We start from the raw sequence: 25,067 nt of genomic DNA on the forward strand, positions 1-25,067 counted from the left end.
CCGGGCATCCGGCCAGGGGTCGCCCACCGCACATGGGCGACCCCCCTCACTGTGGTCCGTCGGTCAGCCGGTTCGTGTCGTTCGTTCGCCGGTCCGTCTGTCCGTCTGTCCGTCCGTTCCCGGGGCAGGAGCGGCTACTGCGCCCGGTCGAAGTCGACCTGGCTGTAGGCGCGCAGCTTCGACAGCCGGTGGGTCGAGTCGATCTGCCGGATGGTGCCCGACTTGGACCGCATCACCAGCGACTGCGTCGTCGCGGTCTCCCCTCCGTACCGCACTCCGCGCAGCAGCTCGCCGTCGGTGATCCCGGTCGCGACGAAGAAGACGTTGTCCCCCTCCACCAGGTCGTCGGTGAGCAGCACCCGGTCCAGGTCGTGGCCCGCGTCCAGCGCCCGCTGCCGCTCGGCCTCGTCCTTCGGCCAGAGCTTGCCCTGGATGGTGCCGCCGAGGCACTTGATGGCGCAGGCGGTGATGATGCCCTCGGGGGTGCCGCCGACGCCCATCAGCAGGTCGACGCCGGTGCCCTCGCGCACGGCCATGATCGCGCCGGCCACGTCGCCGTCCGAGATGAACTTGATCCGGGCGCCGGTCTCGCGGATCTCCTTGACGATGGACTCGTGGCGCGGCCGGTCGAGGATGACGACCGTGACGTCCTCGGGGGCGGAGCGCTTGGCCTTGGCGACCCGGCGGATATTGACCGAGGCGGGGGCGTTGATGTCGACGAAGTCGGCGGCCTCCGGGCCGGTGACCAGCTTGTCCATGTAGAAGACGGCGGACGGGTCGAACATCGCGCCCCGGTCGGCGGCGGCCAGGACCGCGATGGCGTTGGGCATGCCCTTGGCGGCCAGCGTCGTGCCGTCGATCGGGTCGACGGCGATGTCGCACTCGGCGCCGGTGCCGTCACCGATGTGCTCCCCGTTGAAGAGCATGGGCGCCTCGTCCTTCTCGCCCTCGCCGATGACGACGATGCCGTTCATCGAGACGGTGTGGACCAGGGTGCGCATGGCCTTGACGGCCGCGCCGTCGGCGCCGTTCTTGTCGCCGCGCCCCACCCAGCGGCCGGCCGCCATGGCGGCGGCCTCGGTGACCCGCACCAGCTCCAGGGCGAGGTTGCGGTCGGGGGCCTCGGGGGAGACCTCCAGCTGGGACGGCAGACTGTGCTCGGTCATCGGAGCGCACCTTTCTGTACGGCGACGGCCGGAATGAGGGTGGTGTGGAGGAGTCCGGGAGCGCCCCCGGGACCACACATTATCCGTACGTCGACAAAATGAGCAGAGGCCCCCACGTTTGAGCACGGGTGGTGGATGCGACGATAGGCGCGTGGCAGGTATGCGAGGCAGACAGACAATCCGCGACATGGTCCTCTCCATGGCGGCCATCGGCGCCGTCGTCGGGACGATCTACATTTTCCTCCCGAACGATGACAACGGCGATCCGCTGAAGCGGGTCGAGTACCGGCTGGAGCAGGTCACCGCCCAGCGCGCGGCGCCGTATCCGGTGTTCGCCCCCCAGGGGCTGCCGAAGGAGTGGAAGGCGACCTCGGTCTCCTTCCGGGGCTCGGAGTCCGACGCCTGGCACCTCGGCTTCCTCGACCCGCAGAAGCAGTACGTCGCGGTCGAGCAGTCCACCGAGGACCCGAAGAAGTTCATCCCGCGCGTCACCCACCAGGCCGAGGACACCGGGAGGACGGAGCGCGTCGGCGCCGAGGTCTGGCAGCGCTGGGAGGGCGGGAAGTACGACGCCCTGGTGCGCGAGGAGAAGGGCGGCGCGACCACGGTGGTGACCGGGACGGCACCTCTGGAGCGGCTCGCCGAGATGGCGGCGGCCCTGGAGGCGAAGCCCTCGCAGCCGGCCGCCGAGGTGAAGTCCTAGGGAGTTTCTTTCGGATCGTGCCGGATCGGTGAGCGGGGCTCGCGAGCCCGGCACGATCCGAAAGAGACGACCTGGCCGCCGGTCGGCGGTGGGTGTGCGACAGGGCCGCCGCGCCCGGGAGGGGTGCGGCGGCCCTGTCGCGTACCCGTGACGGGTCAGACGGTGGTGACCACGTCGGAGTAGTCCAGGCGGGGGTTGCGCGGGAAGCTGGCGTCCTCGCCCGGGCGGCCGATGTTGACGACCATCAGCGGGGTGTGGTCGTCGTCCAGGAACTCCTTCCGCACACCGGCGAAGTCGAAGCCGGTCATCGGGCCCGCGGCGAGACCGGCCGCGCGGACGCCGACGATGAAGTACGCGGCCTGGAGCGCGGCGTTCAGGCTCGCGTTCTCCTCGCGGACCGGACGGTCGCCGAAGATGACGTCCTTGGCCTGCGGGAAGTGCGGCATCAGCCGGGGCAGCTCCTCGTGGAACTCGTTGTCCGCGGCGAGGATCGCGACGAGCGGCGCGGTGCTGGTCTTGGGCCGGTTGCCCTCGGACATGTGCGCGACCAGGCGCTCCCGGGCCTCGGCGGAGCGGACCAGGATGACCCGCAGCGGGTTCTGGTTGAACGCGGTGGGGCCGAACTTGACCAGGTCGTAGATCGCCTGGACCTGCTCGTCGGTCACCGGCTCGTCGGTGAAGGTGTTGGCGGTGCGGGCCTCGCGGAAGAGGAGGTCCTGCGCGACGGGGTCGAGGACGAGGGGCATGCGGCGCACCTTTCGGGGCGGGGAGTGGCGTACGGGAGGGTGTAACCGTAGCGCAGTAGATTAAATTTCAACTAATTGTGGGGCGTGGCCGGACTCACATGCCGCACGCACAGCCGCCGCGCCCCTCCCGGCCCCGCTCCCGGGGTCACCGCGGGCCGGTGCCGTCGCTCTCCGCGCTCTCGCCCTCGCTCTCCGGGGTGCGGAGCGCCGCGTCCAGCCGGGCGCGGGCGCCCTCCAGCCAGTGGCGGCAGACCCTCGCCAGCTCCTCGCCGCGCTCCCAGAGCGCGAGCGACTCCTCCAGGGTGGTGCCGCCCGCCTCCAGCCGGCGCACCACCTCGATCAGCTCGTCCCTCGCCTGCTCGTAGCCGGGCGCGGTCCCGTCGGAGCCGCCGGCCGTGCTGTCAGTCATGTGATCCATTTCCATGATCTCGGGTTCTGTGACCTCGGGTGGGGTGTCATTCCCGGCGCGGGGGCCGGTGCGGGGGCCGGACCGGGGCGCGCCGCTCACTCCGTCACCCGGACGGCGAACTCGCCCGCCGAGACCCGGGCCCGCAGCGCGTCCCCCGCCGCGACCTCATCGGGGGAGCGGACCACCGCCCCGTCCTCCCGCTGGAGGACCGCGTACCCCCGCTCCAGGGTCGCCGCCGGGGAGAGCGAGAGCACCCGGGCTCGGGTGTGCGCCAGCTCCGACACGGCCCGGTCCAGCAGATGGCCCAGGACCCGCCGGCTGCGGGCGACCAGGGCGTCCGTCTCCGCCTCCCGCTGCTCCACCATCCGGTGCGGATGCTCCATCGAGGGGCGGCCCAGGGCGTGGGCGAGACCGCGCTCCTCGCGCTCCAGCAGCCCCTGGACCGTCCGCAGCGCGCGGTCCCGCAGCAGCCGCACCCGCTCCAGCTCCTCGCCCACGTCGGGGACGACCTTCTTGGCCGCGTCCGTCGGGGTGGAGGCGCGCAGATCGGCGACCAGGTCGAGCAGCGGGGAGTCCGGCTCGTGGCCGATGGCGGAGACCACCGGCGTACGGCACGCGGACACCGCGCGCACCAGCGCCTCGTCCGAGAACGGGAGCAGATCCTCGACGCTGCCCCCGCCGCGCGCCACGATGATCACATCGACCTCGGGGATGCCGTCCAGCTCCTGGACCGCGGCGACCACCTGGGCGACCGCGCGCACCCCCTGCACGGCGACATTGCGCACCTCGAAGCGGACAGCGGGCCAGCGGCGGCGGGCGTTCTCCAGGACGTCGCGCTCGGCGGCGGAGGCCCGGCCGCAGACCAGGCCCACCCGATGCGGGAGGAAGGGGAGGGGTTTGCGGCGCTCGGGGGCGAAGAGGCCCTCGGCGCCGAGGGAGCGCTTGAGCTGCTCCAGCCGCGCCAGCAGCTCGCCGACGCCGACGGGCCGGATCTCCACGGCCCGCAGGGAGAGCTGGCCGCGCGGCGCGTACCACTCGGGTTTGGCGTGCACGACGACGCGGGCGCCCTCCGTGACGACGCCCGCGACGGCGTCGAAGACCTGGCGGTAGCAGGTGACGCCGACGGAGATGTCGTGGGACGGGTCGCGGAGGGTGAGGAAGACGACTCCCTGGCCGGGGCGGCGCGAGAGCTGGGTGATCTGGCCCTCGACCCAGACCGCGCCGAGCCGGTCGATCCACCCGCCGATCAGCCGGGACACCTCGCCGACGGGGAGCGGCGTCTCGGGCGACGTATTCAAAGCCATCCCCCGAGCCTAACGGCCCCCTCGGACACCCCTCCCGCGCCATTCCCCACGGGCCCTTCTCCGGCCGCCCCGTCATCCGAGGACGGCTCCGCACCTCGGGTGCCTTGGGCTTCCCAGCCGGAGCGGGGGTTCGAGGACGGCCCCTGTGCCGCGGGAGCCCCGCACCCTGCGGGCCCGGTTCGGGGGCCGGCCCCCGAACCCCCGCTCCTCAATCGCCGGAGGGGCTGAGGTGGTGCGCCCCAGCCGCCGGCGGGGGCTGGAGGTGCGGCTCAAACGTCAGGGGGAAGCCGAGGTGTACGGCTCAAACGGCGGCGGGGCCGGATGTGGTGCCTCAGCTCGTCGGCGGGGCCGGATTCCGTGCCTCGGCCCGGTCGGCGGGGCTGGGATGGTGCGGCTCAACCGGGGCTGGGATGGTGCGGCTCAACCGGGGCTGGGATGGTGCGGCTCGATCTCCCCCCAGAGCTGCCTCTGGGGGAGGCACCCACCGGCGCGGCTGGGCCGGTGCGCGGCCCTCAAACGCCCGCGAGGCCCCGCGCATCAGCGCTCCGGGGCCCCCGGGGGGCTGGGGCGGCCCCAGAGGAAGGCCAGCACCACCAGGCCCACCCCCAGCCACACCACCCCCACCACCTGCGACGTCCCCGAAGCCTCCACCATCACCGCGATCAGGATCGCCGCCCCCACCGCCGGCGCCACCAAATGCCTCCACCACCGCGGCGGCCCCTCCATCCGCCGCACCACGAACCACCCCACCACGCTCGCGTGCAGCAGCACGAACGCCGTCAGCGCCCCGATGTCCACCACCGACACCAGGTGGTCCAGCCCGTCCGCCCGCCGCGCCGCCCACACCGCCGCCACCAGATTCACCGCCGCCGCCAGCAGCAGCGCCACCCTCGGCGTACCCCGGTCGGTGCGGGCCAGCACCTTCGGCAGCCGCCGCTCCCGCGCCATCGCGAACAGCAGCCGCCCCGCCGCCGCCTGCCCCGCCAGCGCCGCGAACGCCGCGCCGATCGCCTTGCTCACCGCGATCAGATCGTGCAGCCAGGACCCGACCGAGACATCCACCGCGTCGTAGAACGCCGACCCCTGCCGGGCCGGATCGGCCGCCAGCTCCGCCGACGACACCGGCTCCAGCAGCGCCACCAGATACGTCTGGACGAAGAACAGCACCCCCGCCAGCCCCAGGCAGAACAGCACCGCCCTGGCGACCTTCCGCGACCCGCCCGTCACCTCCTCCGCGAAGGAGGCGATCGCGTCGAAGCCCAGATACGACAGCACCGCCACCGACACCGCGCCGAACACGGCCGTCATCGAGAAAGCGGTGTCCCCGGTGAGCGGCGAGAGCCAGTCGCGCCGCGCCCCGTCCCGCGCCAGCACCACCACCGCCGACACCACGAAGACCACCAGCACCACGATCTCCATCGCCAGCACCGCGAACCCCACCCGGGCCGCCGCCCGCACCCCCCACAGATTCAGCAGCGTGGTCACCACGACGGCGATCCCCGTCCACACCCACCGGTCCACCTGGGGGACCAGCGCCTCCATCGCGATCCCGGAGAAGAGATACGCGACGGCCGGGATCAGCAGATAGTCCAGGAGCGCCATCCACCCGGCGATGAACCCGGGCCCCTCGCCCAGCGCCTTCCGGGCGTAGGTGAAGACCGACCCGGCCTGCGGGGCGACCCGCACCATCTGGGCGTAGCTGAGGGCGGTGAACGCCATCGCGACGGTGGCCACCGCGTACACCAGCGCGACCGCGCCGTGCGACTTGGCGTCGAGGGTGCCGTACACGCCCACGGGGGCCATGGGCGCGATGAAGAGCAGACCGTAGACCACCAGATCCCGGAACCCGAGACTCCGCCGAAGCTCCCCTCCGGCCGGGACCGCGCCCGCGACCGCGCCCGTGTCCTGGCCCCTGCCCTTGGTCATCCGGCCCTCCGTCCGTCGCGTGCCGTCCCAGTCTTCCCCCAGGCACCGGCGGCTCGCCTGTTCTGAACGGCCTTACGATGGGTCCATGACTGCTACGTCTCCCGCCCGCCGCGTCCTGCTCGCCGCTCCCCGTGGCTACTGCGCGGGCGTGGACCGCGCCGTGATCGCCGTTGAGAAGGCCCTGGAGCAGTACGGCTCGCCGGTCTATGTCCGCCACGAGATCGTCCACAACAAGTACGTCGTCCAGACCCTGGAACGGAAGGGCGCGATCTTCGTCGAGGAGACGGCGGAGGTCCCCGAGGGGTCCATCGTCATGTTCTCCGCCCACGGCGTCGCCCCGGTCGTCCACGACGAGGCCGCCGGCCGCAACCTCGCGACCATCGACGCGACCTGCCCCCTGGTCACCAAGGTGCACAAGGAAGCCGTCCGGTTCGCCAAGGAGGACTACGACATCCTCCTCATCGGCCACGAGGGCCACGAGGAGGTCATCGGCACCTCCGGCGAGGCCCCCGACCACATCACCCTGGTCGACGGCCCCGACGATGTGGCCAAGGTCGAGGTCCGCGACGACTCCAAGGTCGTCTGGCTCTCCCAGACCACCCTCTCCGTCGACGAGACGATGGAGACCGTCGACCGGCTGAAGGAGAAGTTCCCGCAGCTCATCTCCCCGCCCAGCGACGACATCTGCTACGCCACGTCGAACCGCCAGATCGCGGTCAAGCAGATGGGCGCCGACGCGGACCTGGTCATCGTCGTCGGCTCGAAGAACTCCTCGAACTCCGTCCGGCTGGTGGAGGTCGCCCTCGGCGCCGGCGCCCGCGCCGCCCACCTGGTCGACGAGGCGGCCGAGATCGAGGAGAGCTGGCTGGAGGGCGTCTCCACGGTCGGTCTCACCTCCGGGGCCTCCGTGCCGGAGATCCTCGTCGAGGGCGTGCTGGAGTGGCTGTCGCAGCGCGGCTTCCAGGACGTGGAGCTGGTGAAGGCCGCCGAGGAGTCGATCACCTTCTCGCTGCCGAAGGAGCTGCGCCGCGATCTGCGCGCGGAGGCCGCCGAGCTGATGGCGAAGGCGGCCGGGACCGCGCAGGTCCCCGCCTCCGTGGCCTCGTCCGACGAGTAACAGCCGGGCGCTGCCCGTAACGTTGGCTCCATGAACGTCTTCGGAGTGGACATCGGCGGCTCGGGGATCAAGGGCGCTCCCGTGGATCTGGACCGCGGCGACCTGGCCCAGGAGCGCCACAAGGTGCTGACCCCGCACCCGGCGACACCGGACGCGGTGGCGGACGGCGTCGCCGAGGTGGTGCGGAACTTCGGGTGGTCGGGCCCGGTCGGCATCACCTTCCCCGGCGTGGTGACCGGGGGCGTCACCCGCAGCGCGGCCAATGTCGACAAGGGCTGGATCGACCTGGACGCCGCGAAGCTGCTGAGCGAGCGGCTCGACGGGGCCGAGGTGACCCTGCTGAACGACGCGGACGCCGCCGGGGTCGCCGAGATGACCTTCGGGGCCGGCCGCGGCCGCGGGGGGACGGTGATGCTGCTGACCCTCGGTACGGGGATCGGCAGCGCGGTCTTCATCGACGGGCGCCTGGTGCCCAACACCGAGCTGGGCCATCTGGAGCTGCACGGCCGGGAGGCCGAGAAGCACGCCTCGACCAGGGCGAAGGAGGACGAGGACCTCAGCTGGCACCACTGGGCGCACCGGCTCCAGAAGTACCTCGCCCATGTGGAGATGCTGTTCTCGCCGGAGCTGTTCATCATCGGTGGTGGGGTGAGCCGCAAGGCGGACAAGTTCCTGCCGCATCTGGAGGGCATCCGGGCGGAGATCGTTCCGGCGGAGCTCCAGAACAACGCGGGGATCGTGGGCGCGGCCATGGCGTCGGCCGGCGGCCGGGGCTGAGCGGCCCCCGCGTACCGACTGCCGCCACTGACGACCGACCGGCTACCGGCGGCCCGGCCTCACCGGCGGCCCGGCCTCACCGGCGGCCCGGGCCGCACCCGGCGCCTGCGCCGCCCCATCTGGCGTACCTTCCGGACACAGGAGATCAGCCCGGCGACGAGGGTGCCGCCGTACAGCCAGCCCGCGTGCAGGGCCAGCGCCGTCACCACGGCCATGATCTGCTCGCCGAGGCCGCCCTCGCCGCCGGAGATCGGCACGATGCCGGTGGCGAAGGCGATGGGCACCCCGATCGGGGCGGTGACGATGTCCGCCTCCCGCACCCAGAGCGCGGTGAGCGCGCAGACGGGCAGGAAGAGCACCCCGTACACCACGGCGGAGCCGTCCAGGAGCAGCCGGTCCAGCGTTCCGATCAGCAGCATCGCGACACAGGCGAAGAGCCCGCCGCCGAGACCCGTCAGCCGTGGGCCGGGCAGCCGGCGCAGGGTGCGCACCACCGGCGGCACGGGACGCGCCGGGCGCGCGGAGGGCCGTACGCCGTACACGGCGGGGCTCTCGGCGAGCGCGCTCGGTGACGACAGAGGGGGCTGGGGCCGCTGCCGGCTCTGGGGGGGACGGGTCCTGGGCTGCTCCACGCGACCAACGTAGGCGGCGAGTGGGGAGGAATCAGGTGCGGGACACGCCCTTTGGGCGACCTTGGCGAAAGGTTCGAGCGGCGGCTCCCGTCCGTGCCCGCTTCGCCCCGCCCGTAAACTGGGGGATCGGCCCGTCCACGGGCCCCTCTCCGCCTCGTCCCCCAGCCCTCACTCAGGAAGTCGCCAACGTGTCGCTCACGATCGGAATCGTCGGTCTGCCGAATGTCGGCAAGTCGACCCTGTTCAACGCCCTGACCAAGAACGACGTGCTGGCGGCCAACTACCCGTTCGCCACGATCGAGCCCAATGTGGGTGTGGTCGGCGTCCCCGACGCCCGTCTCGCCACGCTCGCGGAGATCTTCGGATCGCAGCGGATTCTGCCCGCGACGGTGGACTTCGTGGACATCGCGGGCATTGTGCGCGGCGCCAGCGAGGGCGAGGGCCTGGGGAACAAGTTTCTGGCGAACATCCGGGAGTCGGATGCGATCTGCCAGGTCATCCGGGCCTTCAAGGACGAGAACGTCGTCCATGTGGACGGCAAGGTCTCGCCCAAGGACGACATCGAGACCATCAACACCGAGCTGATCCTCGCCGACCTCCAGTCGGTCGAGAAGGCGGTCCCGCGCCTGACCAAGGAGTCCCGCCTCCAGAAGGACAAGATCGCGGTCCTCGCGGCGGTCGAGGCGGCGCAGAAGATCCTGGAGTCGGGCGAGACCCTGTTCTCGGCCGGTGTCACCAAGGGCACGGAGCAGGGCGACCTGCTGCACGAGCTGCACCTGCTGACGACCAAGCCCTTCCTCTATGTCTTCAACGTCGACGAGGACGAACTGGTCGACGAGGACTTCAAGAACGAGCAGCGCGCCCTGGTCGCCCCGGCGGAGGCCATCTTCCTCAACGCCAAGATCGAGTCCGAGCTGATCGAGCTGGACGACGACGAGGCCCTGGAGCTCCTCCAGTCCATGGGCCAGGAGGAGCCCGGCCTCGCCACCCTCGGCCGCGTCGGCTTCGCCACCCTCGGCCTCCAGACCTATCTGACGGCCGGCCCCAAGGAGACCCGCGCCTGGACGATCCCCCAGGGCGCGACCGCCCCGGAGGCGGCCGGTGTGATCCACACCGACTTCCAGAAGGGCTTCATCAAGGCGGAGGTCATCTCCTTCGGCGACCTCGTCGAGACGGGCTCGGTGGCGGAGGCGCGCGCGAAGGGGAAGGCGCGCATGGAGGGCAAGGAGTATGTGATGCAGGACGGCGATGTGGTGGAGTTCCGGTTCAACGTGTGATGCGTCACGTAGCGCCACGTTGCTGATCTGGCAAACGTCCAGTTCAGATGGGGTCGCCTCCTCCGGGAGGCGACCCCTTCGTCGTCACCGTGCTGGATGGGTGCTGGATGTTCTGACGCCGACTCAGCCAGCATCAAGTGTCGTAGACGGTGGAGCGGTGTCCGACGTGAACGACCCACACCACGAGCTCTCCGTTGTCGATCGTGTAGACGACGCGGTAGTCGCCGACCCGCAGGCGACGGCGGTCGGGTTGTGACACGAGTGCGATGGTGTGGAAACCGAGGGGGTCGGTCTCCAGCTCGGTCAGCTTGGCCAGGATGCGCAGCGCCATGTCGCGAGGGATCTTCCGAAGTTCGGCCTGCGCCTCGGGGCGGAAGACGGTTCGGTACTCACTCACTGCGCGCCAGCGTCTCCCTCATGATGTCCTCGATCGGGATGCCGGGTGCTGGGTTGGCCATGCGCTCGTCGATGATCCGATTGATCTCGCGCTCTTCCCATTCCTGATACTTGCGCAGTACCTCGATGGAGACGACGGCGGCGACTTCCTTGCCTCGGCGCGTGATCACTGTGGGTACGTCGTCGCGATCGGCGCGCTCCACGACCTCGGCGAGGTGGGCACGCACGTCGCGGATGGACTCTATGGGCAGCGGCTGCGTCATGCGCCCAAGGGTACCGAGTGTCCCATGTGTACACAACGCATCGCGGGTGGTGGGTGTTCGTCGCGGTCGTGCGTGCTGGATGTGCCGGATGGACTCGCACCGTGCTGGATCGGTGCTGGATCAGGGCACCGAGAACCGCGTTTCCGCAGGTGGGAGCTGTGTGTTGAACGTTCCGCTGCAACGTGTAGCCGTGCGCCTACTGTATGCCGAGCGTTGAGTCGAACGTACACGTCAGAAGGGGCCGGGCTCTGTCGAGCCCGGCCCCTTCGTCGTCCCCGTGCTGTTGATGGGTGCTGGATAGTCTGACGTGGGGTCAGCGGTGGTCGGATGCCGTGAACGGTGGGCCGGTGCCCCACGTGAACGGCCCGGACCGCCGGCTCCCCGTTGTCGATCGTGTGGACGACGCGGTAGTCGCCGACCCGTGGCGCCGGCGATCCGGCTGGGACACGAGTGCGGTGGTGTTGAAGCCGGGCGGATCGCTTTCCGGCTCGGTCGGCTCGGCCAGGACGCGCGGCGCCGTCTCGCGCGGGATCTTCCGAAGCTCGGCCTGCGCCTCGGGGCGGAAGGCGGTTCGGCAGGCACTCACGCTGTGCTCACTCACCGCGCGCCGGCGCGGCCCCGGCCCGCACCCCCCGCCTCCTGTGGCGCCCCTGTGACCCGAGCGATCAACAGCCTTGCGGCGCATGACAGTTGTATGGCCAGTGTGGCGCAAGTGTTACAGCACCCCGGGCGCCCTTGTGCCGGTCCCGTGGGTCGGACAATCTTTCGCTCGGCAGGCAAGCACGGCATGAGCATGGCAGATCCAGCGGCCCATTCATGTCATGCACCTGACGCTTTTATCTGTGACGCGCCATTCAACGAGGAGGACCTCCCCATGTCAGTGATGCGTATCTCGCGTCGAAGACTCACCACGGTCAGCGCCACAGCAGTCGCCTCGCTCGCGCTCGGCGCGGTCTCCGTGCTTCCGGCCACCGCCGCCACCGCGGCCGGGCCGGTGGCCGCGGAGGGGGTTATTCAGAACGCGGGGGCCCCGGGGGTCATCAAGGACAGCTATATCGTCACCCTCCGTGACTCCGCGGTGGACGCCGGGTCCCGGGCCGGGAAGGCGCTCGCCGCCGCGTACGGGGCGAAGATCAACCGGACGTACGAGGCCGCGCTCAACGGGTACGCGGTGCAGCTCTCGGAGGCGCAGGCGAAGAAGTTCGCCGCCGATCCGGCCGTCGCCACCGTGGCGCAGAACCGGGTGTTCACCACCACCGCCACCCAGACCAACCCGCCGTCCTGGGGTCTGGACCGGACCGACCAGGCGGCCCTTCCGCTCAACCAGAGCTACACCTACCCGGACACCGCCGGCGAGGGGGTGACCGCCTATGTCATCGACACCGGCGTAAGGATCTCCCACGGCGACTTCGGCGGCCGGGCGAGCTACGGCTACGACGCCATCGACAACGACAACACCGCCCAGGACGGCCACGGCCACGGCACCCATGTCGCCGGAACCGTCGCCGGGACGGCGCACGGTGTCGCCAAGAAGGCCAGGGTCGTCGGCGTCCGGGTGCTGAACAACGCCGGATCGGGCACCACCGCTCAGGTCGTCGCGGGCATCGACTGGGTGACCGCGAACGCCGTCAAGCCGGCCGTCGCCAACCTGAGCCTCGGCGGAGGGGCCGACGCGACGCTCGACGCCGCCGTGCGCAACTCCATCGCCTCCGGCATCACCTACGCGATCGCCGCCGGCAACTCGAACGCCGACGCCTCCAATTACTCGCCCGCGCGGGTCACCGAGGCCCTCACCGTCGGCTCGACGACCAGCACCGACGCCCGCTCCAGCTTCTCCAACCACGGCAGCGTGCTCGACCTCTTCGCCCCGGGCTCGGCCATCACCTCCGCCTGGAACACCAACGACACCGCCACCAGCTCCATCTCCGGCACCTCGATGGCGGCGCCGCATGTCGCGGGCGCGGCGGCGCTCCACCTCGCGGCGAACCCCTCGGCGACCCCGGCGCAGGTCTCCACCGCGCTCACCGGCGCCGCCACCACCGGTGTGGTGACCTCTCCCGGCACCGGTTCCCCGAACCGGCTGCTCCGGGTCGGCGCGGGCGGGACCCAGCCCCCCGGTGACCGCTTCGAGAACGTCAACGACTACGCGATCAGCGACAACACCACGGTGGAGTCCCCGGTCACCGTCAGCGGCGTCCCCGGGAACGCACCCGCCGCCCTGAGCGTGCCCGTCGACATCAAGCACACCTACATCGGCGACCTCCGGATCGATCTCGTCGCCCCCGACGGCACCGTCTACAACCTCAAGGCGTACGGGTCGGGCGGCAGCGCCGACAACGTGAACACCACGTACACGGTGAACGCGTCGTCCGAGAGCGCCAACGGCGTCTGGAAGCTGCGCGTCGGCGACAACGCCGCGCAGGACACCGGGAAGATCGACTCCTGGGCGCTCCAGTTCTGAGTCCGGGCCGTATCCAGGGGTGGTCGCCGAGGCGGCCACCCCGCTCCCGCGTCGGAAAGCCCAACCCGGGCCGCCGGCACCGCCGTTCGGTTTATACGATTCCGGCCTGCCGCATCCCCGATCCGACGAGGAGCACCGCACCCGTGGACCCCGCACAGCCGGGCGGACCCCCGCCACCCCGTCCGGGCGGGCAGCACCCCGCGTACCAGGCGTATCACCTGTATCCGGGGTACGGGACGCCCCCGGCGCCCGCCCCGGTCAACAGGTTCTCCATCGCCTCCCTGGTGACCGGGGTCGTCTGCTGTCTGCCGCCGCTCGGGCTGGTGCTGGGGCTGATCGCGCTGGCGCAGATCCGGCGGCGGGGGCAGCGCGGCCGGGGGCTGGCGGTCGCGGGTGCGGCGCTCTCCTCCCTCAGCACGGCGCTGGTGCTGATGCTGCTGCTCACCGGTGTGGCGGGGGAGGCGTGGAACGGTTTCCGGGAGGGGTGGAGGGACGCCTCCCGGAGCCCGCGCGCACCGGAGCTGCGCAGCGGGGACTGCGTCCGTCTGCCCAGCACGGACCCACCGGCCCACGGCGCGGCGATGCCGGCCGATGTGGTCGGGTGCGGCACCCCCCACGAGGGGGAGATCACGGCCTCCTTCCCGGTCACCGGCTTCACGGAGTACCCCGGCGACACACCGCTCGCCCATGAGGCCTGGGAGCGCTGCGACGCGTTCCACCTGGCGTATGTGCTGGACCCCTGGCGGATTCCCCGGAATGTGGAGCCGTACGTCCACCGGCCCGGCCGGGAGGAGTGGGCCGCCGGGGACCGGACCGTCCACTGCGGTCTCGCCACCGTGGACGGGACGCGGATCACCGGCTCGCTCCGGGGGCCGGCGCGCGGACTGAACAGGGATCAGTACGCCTATGTGGCGCTGGAGGCGAAGATCGGGGACGTCCTCCTGGGGCAGCCGGAGCCGGAGCACGCCGAGGCCGTCCGGGAGTGGGCGGCGGAGTCCGCCGCGGTCCACGCCGAGCAGGCGAGGGTGCTGCGGGAGTACGACTGGCCCGCGAGGGCGGCCGGGGCCGCGGACCGGCGCGCCGCGGAGTTCGACCGGGCGGGCGGACTGTGGCGGAAGGCGTCCCGGGTCGGTGACGAGCGGTGGGACGAGCGGTGGGAGGAACAGTGGGAGCGGAAATGGGAGGAGAAGAGGGAGAAGCGGGGGGAAGCGGGGCGGGACGGGAAGCGGGACGACGATCTGAAGGCGCTGGAGCGGGACAGCGATCGCGAGGACGCCTTCTGGCGGACCTCCCAGGCGGCCGAGAAGGCACTGGAGGTGGGGACCGAGTCCGCCATCCGCCGCGCGCTGGGGCTGGAGGCCGTGCCCCCGGCGGACCGAGCCGTCCCCGGCGCCCCCGCCACCCCCGCCGGACCCGACGGGCCCGCCTCCTGAGACGTACACGCGGGAGGCCGGTGCCCCCGGGCCACCGACAGCCCTGGAACACCGGCCCCGTACCGGTCGCGCCCCGACCCCTGTCCGGGGCGCGCGGATGCCGTCAGCGCCGCTTCAGCCCGCGGTCGACGGCCTTCACCAGCTCGCCGTTCTCGGTGTCCCCGTCGAGGGACCAGAACATCGCCCCGCCGAGACCCCGGTCACGGATGTACTCGGTCTTGGCGTCGAGCACCTTCGGGTCGTCGTACGTCCACAGGGTGGTCCCGTCGAACAGCCACGCCTGGCCGTGCTTCCGGTGGACCTGGTACTTCCCCGAATCGGCCAGCTTCTTGAGGACCTTGTAGTCCTCGAAGCCCGGCTGGTGCACCGCGGGGGCGGGCCGCTCGGCCGGCTGGCCCATGCCGTCGCCGCCGCCGGAGACGCCGGTCCACCCCTGGCCGTAGAACGGCATGCCCACGACCAGCTTGTGTGCCGGGGCGCCGCGCTTCAGCCAGTCGCCCACCGTCTGGTGGACGCTGAAGTCGTTCTTCGCGTAGAGCGCGGACTGCTGGGCGGTGGTCTTCTCGCCCGAGACGTGGAAGTCGTAGCCCTGGAGGTTGACGAAGTCGAAGTCCCGCATGATCTTCGGGACCTCGAAGCCCGCGTCGATCTTGGCGGGGGCCGTCGGGACGAAGGCGGAGAGGTCGTAGTGCTTGGCCTTCTTGCCCGTCTTCCGCGCCTCGCTCCTGGCGTGCGCGTCGAGCTGGGTCCGGAACTCCTTCACCAGCGCGGTGAAGTTCTTCTTGTCCTCCGGGCGGTACGGGGTGTCCGCCTCGCCCGCCGAGCCGGGCCACTCCCAGTCGATGTCCACGCCGTCGAAGACCCCGGCCGCCGCGCCCTCGCCGCCGCGCGCGCCGTCCACGGGCAGATTGCCCTTGATGTAGATGTCGAGGCAGGAGGAGACCAGCGACTTGCGCTTCTCCGCCGTGAAGACCGCCTCGGAGAAGTGGGTGGACCAGGTCCAGCCGCCGAGCGAGATCAGCACCTTGAGGTTCGGGTTCTTGGCCTTCAGCTCGCGCAGCTGGTTGAAGTTGCCCGCGAGCCGCTGGTCGGCGGTGTCGCCGACGCCGTCCACCGACTGGGACGCGTCCACGGGGCGGACGTAGTCGGCCCAGGAGTCGGCCTCGCCGAGGGGGCCGGTGATCAGGCACTTGCCCTCGGGGCTGACATTGGCGAAGGCGTAGTTGATATGGGTCAGCTTCGCCGCCTGGCCGCTGGTCTCCAGGTTCTTGACGTGGTAGTCCCGGCCGTAGATGCCCCACTGGCTGAAGTAGCCGATGCGCTTGTACGAGCGCTTGCGGTCGTCGTCGTCGTCATCGTCGCGGTCCTGGCCCCGGTCCCGGTCCGCCGCCTGGGCTCGGGCCTCGGACCGGGCCTGTGCGGAGGTGTCGGCGGTGGCGGTGGCGGCGGGGGCGATCGTCGCGAGGAGCGCGAGGGAGCTGACCGCGACCGTGGTGCGTACAAGGGTTCTTCGACGCATGGGACTCATTCCTGTGCGTGCCCCCGCGTACGCGTACGCGGGAGCATTTCCGTGAACGGCGTCGTGCAGTCAGGACCGTATTGGTCTGGACCATTGAGGTCAATGGTCCGGGCGCGGGTACCTGGGGTAACCGTCTCCGGCGTCCAACTCATCACTTCGGGTGAAACCTTGGCCCATGGTTGCGGTCAACAACCCACGGTTGTCAGTCTGTTGCCGTATGTCAAGATGATGGGAGTGATCAGTGGCCTTCGGTGAGCAGCCCGCCTACCAGCGCATCGCGAGCGATCTCCGCCGGCAGATCGTCACGGGCTCCCTGCCGCCGCACTCCCGGCTCCCCTCCCAGGCCCGGATCTGCCGGGAGTACGGAGTCTCCGACACGGTCGCCCTGGAGGCGCGCCGGGTCCTGATGGCCGAGGGCCTGGTGGAGGGCCGCTCGGGCTCCGGCACCTATGTGCGCGAGCGGCCGGTGCCGCGCCGTATCTCCCGCTCCGGCTACCGGCCCGCCTCCGGCTCCTCCCTCTTCCGCCAGGAGCAGACCGCCGACGGCGTCCGCGGCACCTGGGAGTCCGGCAGTGAGCGCGCGCCGGCGGGCGCCGGGATCGCCGAGCGGCTGGGCGTCGAGGCCGGCGCGCCCCTGATGCGTACGCGTTATGTGTTCCGCGACGGCGGCGAGCCGATGATGCTCTCCACCTCCTGGGAGCCGCTCGACCTCACCGGGCGCACCCCGGTGATGCTGCCCGAGGAGGGGCCGGTGGGCGGGCGCGGGGTGGTGGAGCGGATGGCCGCCATCGGCCTGGTCGTGGACAACGTCGCGGAGGAGATCGGCGCGCGCCCCGGGCTCACGGAGGAACTGCGCGCTCTCGGCGGGGCGCCGGGACAGGTGGTGCTGGTCCTGGCGCGGACGTACTACGCCTCGGGGCGCGCGGTCGAGACGGCGGACCTCGTCGTCCCCTCGGACCGCTTCCGGATCGCTTACCACCTCCCGGTGAAGTGACCCGGTGAAGTGGCCCGCTGAGGCGGCCCGCTGAGGCGGCCCGGCCGGGGCGGAGGGGCCCGGGCCGGAGGAGGGTGATCCCGGGTCGTCCGGCGTCGGGGGAGGGGCGCGCGTGATCGGACGCGCCCCCTCTTTCCTTTCTCTTTGTGTGAATCCGTATCCGCTGAGTGAGGGTCAGGCGTAGGCTCTGGCATATGCATAGCGCGGTTTCCGGGCCACTTCCGATGGCCCGCGGAGCGAGGTGGGGAGGTGCGCGATGAATGACGCCGGCCCGGTGCTCCCCTGGCTCGTCATACGCCAGGACGACAACGGCAACTGCTATCGCGTCGGTCGGTACGCGACCGAGGACGAGGCCCAGCAGATGGCCGACACGCTCGATGTCGCCGGACGCGAGCAGCTCTACTGGGTGGAGCGCGTCGGGCGGACCACCGCCTACTGACCGGACGCGCCCGCCGCCGGTCTGCCGCCGGCCCGCCGCCGATCCACAGCGGCCCGGGGCTCCCGGCCCCGGATGCCGGACCGACCCGTGCCGGGCGCGCGGCCCCCTGGCGCGTTCCCCCCGCGCTCCCCCCGCGGTCCGCCCGCCCGAGGGCGGAGCGCGGCGCCCCGGTAGGGTCTCCAGCCTGACCGGGTTCCGCGTGAGTGAGGCAGGCAATGCCGGCATTGATCGACACGGTGGCATGGGTACGGGTGGAGGGCGGCAGGATTCTCTGCGCGCGCCCCCGGGGGAAAGATGTCTTCTACATCCCCGGCGGCAAGCGCGAGGGCGCGGAGAGCGATCTCGAAACCCTGCTGCGCGAGGTGGCGGAGGAGCTGACGGTGTCGATCGTCCCCGCGACCGTGGCCCATGTGGGCACCTATGAGGCCCGGGACGAGAAGCTGACGGGCGGCGCGGTGGTGCGGATGAGCTGCTACACCGGCGAGTACCGGGGCAGCCTCGTGGCCAGCGCCGAGATCGAGGAGATGGCGTGGTTCTCCTACGCCGACCGCGCCCTCGTCCCCCCGGTCGACCAGCTCCTCTTCGACGACCTCAAGGCATCGGGCACCCTGCGATGACCTCCTCCGCCGCCCGCGGGCGCGCTCACGGCGGTCCCCGGGGGCGGTTCGGCGCGCCCCGGAGGGCGCGGGGCCCCGTCCGTACGCCGTTTGTGTCAACCATGCACCACTTAACGGGCTGAGCGGGTATCTCGTCCCAAATATCGGGTATGTGGTGATTAGCCCCCCTACAAGGGATGCGGGTCTGCTGCTGGTCCGGGAAGTGAGCGGCGTGATCGACTCCGACGGCGCGCGCGCCGAGTGGACCTTCCCCGCCGAGCCCGGTGCGGTGCGCACCGCCCGTCATGCCGTCAGGGACACACTGCGCGCCTGGGGGCTCGACCCCGCTGTCGCCGATGTGACGGTCCTGCTGGTCAGCGAGCTGGTGACCAACTCCCTGCGCTATGCCTCCGGCCCCATCGGAGTCCGGCTGGGCCACCGCGAGCGGAACGGGAACGCGCCCTTCCTGCTGGTGGAGGTCTCCGATCCGCTGCCCGATCCGCCCACGGAGCGCGTCGCCGCCCCCGACGACGAGGGCGGACGCGGTCTTCAACTCATCGCCGGAACCGCGCGACGCTGGGGTACCCGAAGGGGCAGGACAGGGAAGACAGTGTGGTTCGAGCTGGCTCTTACTGGTTAAGAGTGTGAAGGGATAACGATCACCGCTGAGTCGGCGCAAAATGAACGAGACCGTGCTGTGATCGTGAACGCCGTGTGCGTCAGAGCCGTAGTGCTGAATACTGCGGTCATGGCCGGTCCGGTGCGGTGAGCTGGAGGGGACGGTCGCGTGAGCGAGATACCTGGGACGACGAACGGTGTCGTATGGCAGAGCAGCCCGCCTGGCTCGATCTATGACTCGATAGGGGCCGCCGCCTTCTCGATCGGCCCCGATGGGCTGGTCGACCAGTGGAGTCGGCGTGCCGCCGATCTCTTCGGCATCACTGCCGCCGAGGTCAGGGGCAAGGACCCGGTCGAGGTCTTCCTCTCGTCCGACCTGCGGACACAGGGCCGCCGGCAGGTCGGCGAGATCCTCGACGGCAAGGAGTGGACCGGTCTGGTCCCCTTCCGTGTGCCGGGACGGGCCGAGCCCCGAGGGGTCGCCGAGGTCTATGTGATGCCCAGCGAGACGGAGAACGGCGAGCGAGCGGCGCTCTGTCTGGTCGTCGATGTCCGGACCCTGCGGCAGGTGGAGACCGATCTGGCCGCCTCACAGGCCATTTTCGGACAATCCCCTTTTGGATTTCTGCTCTTCGGCACCGATCTGCGGGTCCAGCGCGCCAACCAGCGCGTCGCCACCGTCTTCGGCGGCAGCATCGAGGACCACCGGGGACGCACCGTCCACGACTACCTCTCCCGCCCCGAGGCCGAACGGATGGACGCGGCGCTCCGCCGGGTCCTGGAGACCGGGGAGCCCGCGGTCGACCTCCAGCTCGTCGGGGTGGCCCGGGACGGCGCCGACCGCAGGCACTGGTCCGTCAACCTCTACCGGGTGCACAGCGGCTCCGGCCGCCCCATCGGCGTCGCCGGGGTCGGCACCGATGTGACCCGCCGCCACGCCGCCGTCCGCGAGGCCGCCAGCGCCCGCCGCAACCTCGCCCTGCTCAACGAGGCCAGCGCCCGGATCGGCAACTCCCTCGATCTGGAGACCACCGCCCGCGAACTGCTCGACGTCGCCGTCCCCGGCTTCTGCGACCTCGCCTCGGTCGACCTGGTCCAGGATCTGCTCACCGGCGAGGAGGCACCGCCCGGCCGGTGGGACTCGCCCGGGGCCGAGAACTTCGGCGGCGGGAGCGCCGCCCTGCGCCGGGTCGCCTTCGCCAGCGCCGTCTCCGACTCCCCGCTGATCACCACCCCGGGGTGCGGCTCCCGCGACGGCGCGCCCACCGCCGTCGGCGAGGTCCACCGCTACTCCTTCCACTCGCCGTGCGCCGCCGCGCTGCGCACCGCCAGGGTCCAGTCCATACCCGGCCGGGACGGCAGCCTGGTGCAGTCCACCCTCGCCGTCCCGATGGTCGCCCACGACCGGGTCGTCGGGCTGGTCCAGTTCTCCCGCACCAAGGGCAGCGAACCCTTCGGGGAGCGCGACCGGGCGCTCGCCGTCGAGCTGGCCGCCCGCGCCGCCGTCTGCATCGACAACGCCCGGCTCTACCGCAGGGAGCACGAGCGCGCCCTCATCCTCCAGCGCAGCCTGCTGCCCCCCGGTGACCCCGAGGCCGCCGGGCTGGACATCGCCTGCCGCTACCTCCCCGGCAACACCGCCACCGAGGTCGGCGGCGACTGGTTCGACGTCATCGAACTGCCGGGCCACCGCACCGCCCTGGTCGTGGGCGATGTGATGGGGCGCGGGCTGCGGGCCGCCGTCGCCATGGGGGAGCTGCGCACCGCCGTGCGGACCCTCGCCCTCCTCGATCTCGAACCGGCGGAGGTGCTCTCCGCGCTCGACGAGATCGCCCGGGGGCTCGGCAGCCCGATCGGCGCCCAGCAGGCGTCCCGGACGGCCCACAAGTCCCCCGGGGCCGACCTCTCCGAGGTCTACCTCGCGACCTGTGTGTACGCCGTCTACGACCCGGTCACCCGCCGCTGCACCTTCGCCAACGCCGGGCATCTGCCCCCGGTGCTGGTCGAGCCGGGCCAGGAGGCGCTGCTGCTCGACGTACCGCCGGGGATGCCGCTCGGCGTGGGCGGCGAGCCCTTCGAGGAGGTGGAGGTCGAGCTGCCCGAGGGGGCGCTCCTCGCGCTCTACACCGACGGTCTGGTCGAATCCCGGCACCATCCGCTGGACGAGGGGCTGCGGGCCTTCCGCACCGCCCTCGCCGAGCCCTCGCGCACCCGGACGGCGGGGTCCGAGCCGGCGGTACGGACGGTGGGGTCCGACCCGGCGGTCCGCGCCGGCGCTCCCGCCGAGGCGGTGCGGGCCGATCTCTCCCGGTCGCTGGAGGACGTCTGCGACCACGTGCTGAACACGCTCAACACCCGGCACGGCGAGGACGACATCGCGCTGCTGATGGCCCGGGTGCAGGGGCTGCCCGCCGAGGCCGTCGGCGACTGGGTGCTGCCGCGCGAGCCCCGCTCGGTCGGCCGGGCGCGTGAACTCTCGCGCGCCCTGCTGGCCTCCTGGGACCTCGAAGCCCTGACGGACACCGTCGAACTGCTCGTCAGCGAGCTGGTCACCAACGCCCTGCGGTACGGCGAGGGCGAGATCCGGCTGCGGCTGCTGCGCGACCGCACCCTCGTCTGCGAGGTCTGGGACGCGGGTCTGGTGCAGCCCCGCAGGCGGCGCGCCCGCGACACCGACGAGGGCGGCCGGGGGCTTCAGCTGGTCGGGCTGCTCAGCGCGGCCTGGGGCTCCCGGCGCACCCCGATCGGCAAGACCGTCTGGTTCGAACTCGCGCTGCCCGCCGGGGGACCGGCGGCCGAGCCCACGGTGGAGCAACTGCTCAGCATGTTCTGACCCGGGGCCCGGCGCACGGCTCCGGGGCGGCCCTTCTGCCCCGGCCCCGGCTCCTGCTCCCGCTTCCGGCCCGCACCTCAGGCCCCGGTCTTCAGAGCGGCGAGCCGCGCCTCCACCTCGGCCGTGTCGCCCAGGCTGTCCAACCGCTCGAACTGGGCGTCCAGCGAGGACGCCGCCAGCTCCCGCTTCCCCAGCGCCCGTGCCTCCTCCCGCCGGACCTTGTCCTCGAAGCGGTGCAGCTCGCTCGTCGGGTCCAGCACATCGACGCTCTTCACCGCGTCCAGCATCCGGTTCTGGGCGTCCGCCGTCCGCGAGCGGGCCACCAGCTCGTCCCGCTTGGCCCCCAGCTGCCCGAGCTTCGCTTTCATCCGGTCGAGACCGGTCCGCAGCTCGGACACGATCTCCGACTGGGAGGCGATCACCGGCTCCGCCGTCCGTGCCTCCCGCTCGGACTGGAGCTGCCGCTGCAGCGCGATCCTCGCCAGATGGTCGAACCGGTCCGCCTCCGCGCCCTGCCCGGCCACCCGCAGCTCATCCGCCTTCCGGCTGGCCGCCAGCGCCTTGCCGCCCCACTCCCGGGCCGCCGCCGCGTCCTCCTCGTGGTCCTGCTCCATCAGCCGCAGATTGCCGATGGTGCCCGCCACCGCCGCCTCGGCCTCGGCGATGTTGTCGGTGTAGTCCCTGATCAACTGGTCGAGCATCTTCTCCGGATCCTCGGCCTGGTCGAGCAGGGCGTTGATGTTGGCCTTCGCCAACTGGGTGACGCGGCCGAGGACGGTCTGCTTGGTCATGGTGCTTCTCCTGGTGAGCCGGGGGCCGGAGGCCCGGGGGCCCGGGGTCCGGGGGTGGAGTGGGAGCGGGTGGGGACGGGCGCCGGGAGCCGGGACCGGACCCGGGTTCAGAACCGGCCACCTCCCATACGGCCCCGGGTCCCGCCGCCGCCGAAGCTCCCGGGACCGCCGCCGAAGCCCCCGCCGCCGAAACCGCCGCCGCCTCTTCCGCCGCCGAAGAGGCCGCCGAGGAGGATTCCGCCGAGCACCGCGCCCCCGAGGCCACCGCCCGGCCCCCGCGCACCGCCGGGACCGAAACCGCCCCCGCCCCCGCCCCCGCCGCCGAAGCCGCGCACATCCTCCTCGGCCAGGCGCTGTGCCTGCCGTGCCAGCGCGTCCGCCTGCTGTGCCTCGGCCAGCGCGCCCCGGGCGTCGGTCCGGCCCGCCCCCGGGCCGCCCGCCAGCTCGTCCGAGCGCCGCAGCCGCCGCTGGGCCTCCGCCAGCCGGGTCCGCGCCTCGCTGCCGACCGCGCCCCGGTGGGTGGTGATGTAGTCGGCCGCCGCGCCGATCGCCGAACGGGCACCCAGCGTCGCCTGGCCGAGCAGCTCCCGGGACCGCCGAGCGCCCTGCTCGTTCTCCCGCGCCCCCGCCAGCGCCTCGTCCAGGGCCGCGTCCGCCTCCTCGACCCGCCGCAGCGCGTCGATCGGGTCGTACGGTCCGGCCGCCAGCTCCGCGCGCACCTCGGCGGCGACGGTCCCGGCCCGCGCGATACTGCCCTGGAGACCGGCCGTCGGCGTCCCCTCGGCCGTGCCCTTCAGCAGCCCGCCCGCCTCGGCCAGGTCGCTGTCCGTCTCGGTGAGCGCCCCCGGCAGCCGGCCCGCGGCCTCCGCCAGCTCCTGGGCGCGCCGGTCCACGGCCTCCACCAGCCGGGCCGCCTGTGCCAGCGCGCCCTCCGCCGCCCGCACCTGGACGGCCGCGGCCCCGTTGTCGGAGCCCGCGACCGCCGCGTCCGCCCGGTCCAGGCTGTGCCCGGCGAACAGCAGCCGCTCCCTGGCCTGTACGGCGCTGTCCGCGACGGGCGCGGCGGCGGACGCGGCGTACCGGTCCCGCAGCACCGACAGCGTCGCCTCCGCGGTGAGCACCCGGCCGTCGAGTCCGGCGAACGCGCGCCGGGCCGAGGCCAGCGCCTCCGGAGCGTTCCGCTCCAGGGCGCGCAGCCGGTCGAAGGCGTCCGACTCCGCGTCGAGCCGTCTGTTGGCCTCCGTACACCGGGAGAGGATCTCGTCGAGCATCCGCCGGCGCTCCGTGTCGTCCTCCGGGTGGGCGTCGTCGAGCCGCTGGCGCAGCCGGAAGGCGCCCATGAGCTGGGTTCTGGCGCAGCCGACCGCGTCGTGGAACGGGCGGGCGGCGTCGTCGCCGAACTGGGCGGCGGCGAAGCCCAGCTCCTCCTGGCTGGTGCGGAGCGCGTCGTCGGTGTCGACCAGGGCCTGCCGGGCCCGGGTGTCCAGCTCGGCGAGCGGCACCTCGGGCGGCGGGCCGCTGCTCCAGCCGGCCCGGTCGCCCCCGGGGGTGGTACGGGTCGCGGTGCGCCGCCGGCGCCGGGTCCAGGCGTACGCCCCGAGCGCGGCGGCGCCGCCGGCCACGGCGATGGGGAGGACCAGGTCGCCGGCGCTGCTGCCCGCGCCGTCGCCGCCGGGGTCGGGGATGCCGGGGGTGATCGCGGGGGTGGGCACGGGCCGCCCGTTCAGCACCGCCGCGTAGCCGTCGGCCGCGCCGATGGCCGCGCCCGCCCAGTCGCTCTCCCGCAGCGCGGGTTCGATGGCGGTGGTGGCGACCCGGGTGAGCTGGGGATCGCTCAGCCGGGAGGAGGCGGCCACCCAGTAGGTGTACTGCCGGTCGTGGGTGGCGACCGTGAGGAGGACGTCGTCGACGCCCAGGCCGTTCTTCCGGGCGGTGGCGTCGGCCCACTCGGGTGCGGAGCGCCCGGAGAAGTCGCGGACGTAGACGACGAAGAGCTGAAGCCGCTCGTCGCTCCAGAGCCGGTCGAGTGCGCGGACCACCTGGGGCCTGCGCCCGGCGAGGGCGTCGACCCGGTCGGTGATCTGGCCCTGGCGGGAGAGGGGGGCGGGGGGGTCGTCGGGGGTGGAGGGGGCGCGGGGCGCGGTCGGTGTCCACGCCGCGAGGAGCGCGGCGAGCAGCACCGGGGTGGCGATTCGCGTCACATCTCGGAGGCTAAGTCCCGCTCCTCGCCCTCGCGACCGGACGCTGGTGCCTCGGAGGCTGACCTGGGGGAGCTGGGTTTTGTGTGGGGGACCAGGGTTTCTGGGCTCGGGGTGGCCCGAGGGTTCCTGGGCTCGGGGTGGCTCGTGCGAACCCGGCCTCGCGTGTGGTCTGTGTGAACCCGGCCTCGCGTGTGGCCCGTGTGAACCTGTTCTCGTGTGTGGCTCGTGCGATCCGCCCACGCGGGTGGCCCGTGTGAACCTGTCCTCGGGGGTGATCCGAGTGTTCCCGGCCTCGCGTGTGACCTGAGCGAATCCGTCCTCGCCGGTGACCGGAGCAGACCCGGCCTTGCTGGCGGGCTGGGGCGCAACATCCAGCCTCGCCGGCGTTTGAGGCGCGGGGGTTCGGGGGCTGGCCCCCGACCGTGGCCCGCAGGGTGCGGGGTCCTGTGGCACAGGGTCCGTCCTC

At 72.4% G+C, this 25,067-nt stretch carries 22 protein-coding genes and 1 pseudogene; 11 read left to right on the plus strand and 12 right to left on the minus strand.

All coding sequences use genetic code 11. The features are described from left to right. Positions 1 to 134 precede the first annotated feature (134 nt). Positions 135 to 1,166, minus strand: a complete 1,032-nt coding sequence (gene glpX / locus ACWCRA_RS05105) for a class II fructose-bisphosphatase (RefSeq protein WP_351555543.1) — start codon at positions 1,164 to 1,166, stop codon at positions 135 to 137. Between the two features lie 160 nt (positions 1,167 to 1,326). On the opposite strand from glpX, the gene ACWCRA_RS05110 reads away from it, so the two are divergent. After that, complete coding sequence (locus tag ACWCRA_RS05110) at positions 1,327 to 1,869, plus strand: DUF4245 domain-containing protein (protein ID WP_351555555.1); 543 nt, start codon at positions 1,327 to 1,329, stop codon at positions 1,867 to 1,869. Between the two features lie 155 nt (positions 1,870 to 2,024). Here ACWCRA_RS05110 and ACWCRA_RS05115 read toward each other — a convergent pair whose 3' ends face one another. The 4 genes from ACWCRA_RS05115 to ACWCRA_RS05130 form a co-directional block, all read right to left on the minus strand. Next, positions 2,025 to 2,615, minus strand: coding sequence for a malonic semialdehyde reductase (locus tag ACWCRA_RS05115; RefSeq protein ID WP_351555540.1), 591 nt, complete (start codon positions 2,613 to 2,615; stop codon positions 2,025 to 2,027). A 145-nt stretch (positions 2,616 to 2,760) separates the two neighbouring features. After that, positions 2,761 to 3,024 carry an exodeoxyribonuclease VII small subunit gene (locus ACWCRA_RS05120; RefSeq protein ID WP_351555537.1) on the minus strand — a complete coding sequence of 88 codons (264 nt, stop codon included), beginning with the start codon at positions 3,022 to 3,024 and terminating at the stop codon, positions 2,761 to 2,763. A gap of 95 nt (positions 3,025 to 3,119) precedes the next feature. Further along, positions 3,120 to 4,328: an exodeoxyribonuclease VII large subunit gene (xseA, locus tag ACWCRA_RS05125; RefSeq protein ID WP_451066867.1), complete on the minus strand. Its 1,209-nt coding sequence runs from the start codon at positions 4,326 to 4,328 to the stop codon at positions 3,120 to 3,122. Positions 4,329 to 4,865: 537 nt separating this feature from the next. After that, positions 4,866 to 6,254 carry an APC family permease gene (locus ACWCRA_RS05130; RefSeq protein ID WP_351555531.1) on the minus strand — a complete coding sequence of 463 codons (1,389 nt, stop codon included), beginning with the start codon at positions 6,252 to 6,254 and terminating at the stop codon, positions 4,866 to 4,868. Positions 6,255 to 6,339: 85 nt separating this feature from the next. Between ACWCRA_RS05130 and ACWCRA_RS05135 the strand changes: the two genes are divergently transcribed. Both ACWCRA_RS05135 and ppgK read left to right on the plus strand, forming a co-directional pair. Further along, complete coding sequence (locus ACWCRA_RS05135) at positions 6,340 to 7,371, plus strand: 4-hydroxy-3-methylbut-2-enyl diphosphate reductase (RefSeq protein ID WP_351555528.1); 1,032 nt, start codon at positions 6,340 to 6,342, stop codon at positions 7,369 to 7,371. Between the two features lie 30 nt (positions 7,372 to 7,401). Continuing rightward, entirely contained in the window at positions 7,402 to 8,148 is a 747-nt protein-coding gene (gene ppgK, locus ACWCRA_RS05140) for a polyphosphate--glucose phosphotransferase (RefSeq protein ID WP_351555525.1), read from the plus strand. A 59-nt stretch (positions 8,149 to 8,207) separates the two neighbouring features. Here ppgK and ACWCRA_RS05145 read toward each other — a convergent pair whose 3' ends face one another. Beyond that, a complete protein-coding gene (locus tag ACWCRA_RS05145; RefSeq protein ID WP_451066868.1) occupies positions 8,208 to 8,780 on the minus strand; it encodes a DUF6542 domain-containing protein in 573 nt (190 codons plus the stop codon). Positions 8,781 to 8,968: 188 nt separating this feature from the next. On the opposite strand from ACWCRA_RS05145, the gene ychF reads away from it, so the two are divergent. Then, positions 8,969 to 10,057: a redox-regulated ATPase YchF gene (gene ychF / locus ACWCRA_RS05150; RefSeq protein ID WP_351555520.1), complete on the plus strand. Its 1,089-nt coding sequence runs from the start codon at positions 8,969 to 8,971 to the stop codon at positions 10,055 to 10,057. A gap of 133 nt (positions 10,058 to 10,190) precedes the next feature. Here ychF and ACWCRA_RS05155 read toward each other — a convergent pair whose 3' ends face one another. The 3 genes and pseudogenes from ACWCRA_RS05155 to ACWCRA_RS05165 form a co-directional block, all read right to left on the minus strand. Continuing rightward, a complete protein-coding gene (locus ACWCRA_RS05155; RefSeq protein ID WP_351555517.1) occupies positions 10,191 to 10,454 on the minus strand; it encodes a type II toxin-antitoxin system RelE family toxin in 264 nt (87 codons plus the stop codon). Next, positions 10,447 to 10,716, minus strand: coding sequence for a type II toxin-antitoxin system Phd/YefM family antitoxin (locus ACWCRA_RS05160; RefSeq protein WP_007266282.1), 270 nt, complete (start codon positions 10,714 to 10,716; stop codon positions 10,447 to 10,449). The genes ACWCRA_RS05155 and ACWCRA_RS05160 overlap by 8 nt, the downstream gene beginning before the upstream one ends. 332 nt (positions 10,717 to 11,048) lie before the next feature. Further along, a pseudogene (locus ACWCRA_RS05165) lies at positions 11,049 to 11,302 on the minus strand (type II toxin-antitoxin system RelE family toxin); the annotation flags it as partial. Positions 11,303 to 11,590: 288 nt separating this feature from the next. Here ACWCRA_RS05165 and ACWCRA_RS05170 point away from each other — a divergent pair. Further along, a complete protein-coding gene (locus tag ACWCRA_RS05170) occupies positions 11,591 to 13,177 on the plus strand; it encodes a S8 family peptidase (protein WP_351555513.1) in 1,587 nt (528 codons plus the stop codon). A 143-nt stretch (positions 13,178 to 13,320) separates the two neighbouring features. Further along, on the plus strand, positions 13,321 to 14,610 hold the full coding sequence (locus ACWCRA_RS05175; RefSeq protein WP_451066869.1) for a DUF4190 domain-containing protein: 1,290 nt from the start codon (positions 13,321 to 13,323) through the stop codon (positions 14,608 to 14,610). 103 nt (positions 14,611 to 14,713) lie between these two features. Here the strand turns inward: ACWCRA_RS05175 and ACWCRA_RS05180 are convergent, their stop codons facing one another. After that, a complete protein-coding gene (locus ACWCRA_RS05180; protein ID WP_451066870.1) occupies positions 14,714 to 16,129 on the minus strand; it encodes a glycoside hydrolase family 18 protein in 1,416 nt (471 codons plus the stop codon). Between the two features lie 241 nt (positions 16,130 to 16,370). Between ACWCRA_RS05180 and ACWCRA_RS05185 the strand changes: the two genes are divergently transcribed. The 5 genes from ACWCRA_RS05185 to ACWCRA_RS05205 all read left to right on the plus strand — a co-directional run bounded on the left by ACWCRA_RS05185 (position 16,371) and on the right by ACWCRA_RS05205 (position 21,609). After that, complete coding sequence (locus tag ACWCRA_RS05185; protein WP_351555505.1) at positions 16,371 to 17,123, plus strand: GntR family transcriptional regulator; 753 nt, start codon at positions 16,371 to 16,373, stop codon at positions 17,121 to 17,123. A gap of 256 nt (positions 17,124 to 17,379) precedes the next feature. Further along, complete coding sequence (locus tag ACWCRA_RS05190; protein WP_351555502.1) at positions 17,380 to 17,562, plus strand: SPOR domain-containing protein; 183 nt, start codon at positions 17,380 to 17,382, stop codon at positions 17,560 to 17,562. Between the two features lie 215 nt (positions 17,563 to 17,777). After that, on the plus strand, positions 17,778 to 18,179 hold the full coding sequence (locus ACWCRA_RS05195; RefSeq protein WP_451066871.1) for an NUDIX hydrolase: 402 nt from the start codon (positions 17,778 to 17,780) through the stop codon (positions 18,177 to 18,179). 202 nt (positions 18,180 to 18,381) lie between these two features. After that, entirely contained in the window at positions 18,382 to 18,798 is a 417-nt protein-coding gene (locus ACWCRA_RS05200) for an ATP-binding protein (RefSeq protein WP_351555496.1), read from the plus strand. Positions 18,799 to 18,945: 147 nt separating this feature from the next. Then, entirely contained in the window at positions 18,946 to 21,609 is a 2,664-nt protein-coding gene (locus ACWCRA_RS05205; RefSeq protein ID WP_451066872.1) for a SpoIIE family protein phosphatase, read from the plus strand. A 77-nt stretch (positions 21,610 to 21,686) separates the two neighbouring features. On the opposite strand, the gene ACWCRA_RS05210 is transcribed toward ACWCRA_RS05205, so the two are convergent. Next, positions 21,687 to 22,400 (minus strand): PspA/IM30 family protein, encoded by a 714-nt coding sequence (locus ACWCRA_RS05210; RefSeq protein ID WP_351555490.1) that lies wholly within the window; start codon positions 22,398 to 22,400, stop codon positions 21,687 to 21,689. 107 nt (positions 22,401 to 22,507) lie between these two features. Further along, positions 22,508 to 24,601 carry a TPM domain-containing protein gene (locus tag ACWCRA_RS05215; protein ID WP_451066873.1) on the minus strand — a complete coding sequence of 698 codons (2,094 nt, stop codon included), beginning with the start codon at positions 24,599 to 24,601 and terminating at the stop codon, positions 22,508 to 22,510. Between the last annotated feature and the right edge of the window lie 466 nt (positions 24,602 to 25,067).

This window comes from Streptomyces sp. NPDC001889 (assembly GCF_053594535.1).

What these genes read in the sequence shown, in the direction of transcription:
- ACWCRA_RS05190 (WP_351555502.1), top strand. Translation starts at nt 17,380, where the DNA reads ATGAATGACGCCGGCCCGGTGCTCCCCTGGCTCGTCATACGCCAGGAC.
- ppgK (WP_351555525.1), top strand. Translation starts at nt 7,402, where the DNA reads ATGAACGTCTTCGGAGTGGACATCGGCGGCTCGGGGATCAAGGGCGCT.
- ACWCRA_RS05160 (WP_007266282.1), bottom strand. Translation starts at nt 10,716, where the DNA reads ATGACGCAGCCGCTGCCCATAGAGTCCATCCGCGACGTGCGTGCCCAC.
- xseA (WP_451066867.1), bottom strand. Translation starts at nt 4,328, where the DNA reads ATGGCTTTGAATACGTCGCCCGAGACGCCGCTCCCCGTCGGCGAGGTG.
- ACWCRA_RS05180 (WP_451066870.1), bottom strand. Translation starts at nt 16,129, where the DNA reads ATGCGTCGAAGAACCCTTGTACGCACCACGGTCGCGGTCAGCTCCCTC.
- ACWCRA_RS05110 (WP_351555555.1), top strand. Translation starts at nt 1,327, where the DNA reads ATGCGAGGCAGACAGACAATCCGCGACATGGTCCTCTCCATGGCGGCC.
- ACWCRA_RS05135 (WP_351555528.1), top strand. Translation starts at nt 6,340, where the DNA reads ATGACTGCTACGTCTCCCGCCCGCCGCGTCCTGCTCGCCGCTCCCCGT.
- glpX (WP_351555543.1), bottom strand. Translation starts at nt 1,166, where the DNA reads ATGACCGAGCACAGTCTGCCGTCCCAGCTGGAGGTCTCCCCCGAGGCC.
- ACWCRA_RS05195 (WP_451066871.1), top strand. Translation starts at nt 17,778, where the DNA reads ATGCCGGCATTGATCGACACGGTGGCATGGGTACGGGTGGAGGGCGGC.
- ACWCRA_RS05130 (WP_351555531.1), bottom strand. Translation starts at nt 6,254, where the DNA reads ATGACCAAGGGCAGGGGCCAGGACACGGGCGCGGTCGCGGGCGCGGTC.
- ACWCRA_RS05210 (WP_351555490.1), bottom strand. Translation starts at nt 22,400, where the DNA reads ATGACCAAGCAGACCGTCCTCGGCCGCGTCACCCAGTTGGCGAAGGCC.
- ACWCRA_RS05120 (WP_351555537.1), bottom strand. Translation starts at nt 3,024, where the DNA reads ATGACTGACAGCACGGCCGGCGGCTCCGACGGGACCGCGCCCGGCTAC.
- ACWCRA_RS05170 (WP_351555513.1), top strand. Translation starts at nt 11,591, where the DNA reads ATGTCAGTGATGCGTATCTCGCGTCGAAGACTCACCACGGTCAGCGCC.
- ACWCRA_RS05115 (WP_351555540.1), bottom strand. Translation starts at nt 2,615, where the DNA reads ATGCCCCTCGTCCTCGACCCCGTCGCGCAGGACCTCCTCTTCCGCGAG.